The following is a 2,603-nucleotide window of genomic DNA, read 5'->3' as shown; positions in this document are numbered from 1 at the left end:
GGCCCGCGCGCTGCCGACGCTCGGCGTGCCGGGGGCGGAGCGGCTGGGGCTCGTCGCCGCGGCCGGCGCCGGCGCGGACGACGCGGTGCGCGCGCGGGTCGACCTGCGCCCGTACGAGGCCGAGGACGCGGCCGGGCCCGTCGACTGGTGGGTGGCCTCGGACCTCGGCGAGCTCGCGACCGGCGGCGCGCTGCGCACGGACCACGTGCTGGGCGTCGGCGGCGCGTCCACGACCCTCGCGCAGGTGACGGTCCGCGAGCCCAGCGCGCGCACGCTCGACCTCGGCACCGGCTGCGGCATCCAGGCGCTGCACGCCGCCCGGCACAGCGACGTCGTCGTCGGCACGGACATCTCGGCCCGGGCCCTCGGGTTCGCGCGGTTCAACGCGGCGCTCGCCGGGGTGGCGCCCGGGGCGCTGGAGCTGCGCCTCGGGTCGATGCTGGAGCCGGTCGCGGGGGAGCGGTTCGACCTGGTGGTGAGCAACCCGCCGTTCGTCATCACCCCGCGCGCCGCCGCCGACGTGCCGACCTACGAGTACCGGGACGGCGGCCGCACCGGCGACGCGATCGTCTCCGACCTGATCACCTCGGTCGGCGACGTCCTGGCGCCCGGCGGCGTGGCCCAGCTGCTCGGCAACTGGGAGGTGCGCCGCGGCGAGTCCTGGGACGAGCGCGTCGGCGCCTGGCTCGACGCGTCCGGGCTCGACGGCTGGGTGGTGCAGCGCGAGCTCCAGGACCCTGCCCAGTACGCCGAGACCTGGATCCGCGACGGCGGCACCACCCCCGACCGCGACCCCGCCGCCTGGCGCGCCCGGTACGCCGCCTGGCTCGCCGACTTCGCCTCCCGGGACGTCGAGGGCATCGGGTTCGGGATCGTCGTACTGCGCCGGCCGGCGGCCGACCTCGACGGCGCGCCGCGGCTGCGGCGGCTCGAGGAGGTCACCGGCACCGTGCGCCAGCCGCTCGGCCCGGCCATCGGGGCGTCGCTCGCCGCGCACGACTGGCTGCGCCGCCGGGACGACGCGGCGCTCGCGGCCGAGCGGCTCCTCGTGCCGGGCGACGTGACCGAGGAGCGGTACCTGCGCCCCGGCGACGCGGACCCGCAGATCGTGCTGCTCCGGCAGGGCGGCGGGTTCGGGCGCACCGTGCAGGCCGGCACGGCGCTCGCGGGGCTGGTGGGCGCGTGCGACGGCGAGCTCACGGTCGGGCAGATCGTCGGGGCCCTGGGCGCGCTGCTGGGCGTCGGTGCCGAGGCGGTCGCGGCCGACGTGCTGCCCGAGGTCCGGGGCCTGGTCGCGGACGGGCTCCTGCTCCCGGCCTGACGCCGCCCTCGGAGCCGCTCTGCCACCCTGGACCCGCCGGCGCCCGACCGCGGCCCGGCGGGGGAGGGGTCAGCATGCCGCTGCGCTCGGTGGTGCTGTTCGCGCTCGCCGCGCTCCTGGAGATCGGTGGCGCCTGGCTGGTCTGGCAGGGCGTGCGCGAGCACCGCGGCTGGGTGTGGATCGGCGCGGGGGTGATCGCGCTCGGGCTGTACGGGTTCGTCGCGACCCTGCAGCCGGACGCGAGCTTCGGGCGGATCCTCGCCGCGTACGGCGGGGTGTTCGTCGCCGGTTCGCTGCTCTGGGGCGTGGTCGCCGACGGCTTCCGGCCCGACCGGTGGGACGTGCTCGGCGCCCTGCTCTGCCTGGCCGGGGTCGCGGTGATCATGTACGCGCCGCGGCCGGCCTGACCGCCACCGGGACTAGGCTCGCCGCCAGCCCCACCCGCACGACCACCACCGGAGGACACCCGATGACGCAGACCACGGCACGACCGCACACGGCGGTCCTCGGCGGCGGCGTCATGGGCGAGGCCCTGGTCACGGCCCTGCTCGCGGCCGGCTGGACGGCCGACGACGTGGACGTCACCGAGCGCAGCGCCGCCCGCGCGATGGAGCTGTCCGGCCGGTACGGCGTCCGCGCCGCCGACCCGAACGCCAAGGCGGTCAAGGGCGCCGGTCTGGTGCTGATCGCGGTCAAGCCGCAGGTCGTGCCGGAGGTGCTGGCCGAGATCGCCCCGGCGCTCCGGCCCGGGACGCTCGTCGTCTCCGTCGCCGCCGGCATCCCGGTCGCCGTCTACGAGGCCGCGCTGCCCGCGGGCACGCCGGTGGTCCGGGTCATGCCCAACACCCCGGCGCTGGTCGGCAAGGGCGCGAGCGCGATCGCCCCGGGCACGCACGCGACGGACGAGCACCTCGACCTCGCCGAGCGGGCGCTCGCCGCGACCGGGCTCGTCGTGCGCGTGGCGGAGAAGGACCTGGACGCGGTCACCGCGATCTCCGGCTCCGGCCCGGCGTACGCGTTCTACCTGATCGACGCGATGGCGGAGGCCGGCGTGCTGCTCGGGCTCACGCGGGACCTCGCGACCCGGCTGGCCGTCGCGACCGTCGAGGGCTCGGCCGCCCTGGCGGCGCAGACCGGCGACCACCCGGTGGTGCTGCGCGAGCGGGTGTCCTCGCCCGGCGGGACGACCGTGGCCGGCGTCGCGCAGCTCGACGCGCACGGGGTCCGGGCCGGCGTGGTCGCGGCGGCCCGCGCGGCGCACGACCGGTCGCGGGAGCTCGGC

At 78.3% G+C, this 2,603-nt stretch carries 3 protein-coding genes; all 3 read left to right on the top strand.

What is annotated here, in order from left to right; all coding sequences use genetic code 11:
• Window positions 1-1,321, top strand: a 1,321-nt coding sequence (locus FA014_RS19140) for a methyltransferase (RefSeq protein WP_154731196.1), incomplete at its 5' end; no start/stop codon positions are given.
• A gap of 74 nt (window positions 1,322-1,395) precedes the next feature.
• Entirely contained in the window at window positions 1,396-1,728 is a 333-nt protein-coding gene (locus FA014_RS19135) for a YnfA family protein (RefSeq protein WP_154731195.1), read from the top strand.
• A 62-nt stretch (window positions 1,729-1,790) separates the two neighbouring features.
• Window positions 1,791-2,603: pyrroline-5-carboxylate reductase (proC, locus tag FA014_RS19130; RefSeq protein ID WP_154731194.1), on the top strand; the 813-nt coding region annotated here is incomplete at its 3' end.

The organism is Cellulomonas hominis, assembly GCF_005239125.1.
GTDB lineage: Bacteria > Actinomycetota > Actinomycetes > Actinomycetales > Cellulomonadaceae > Cellulomonas > Cellulomonas hominis_A.
This window is presented reverse-complemented; position numbering and strand designations above follow the sequence as displayed.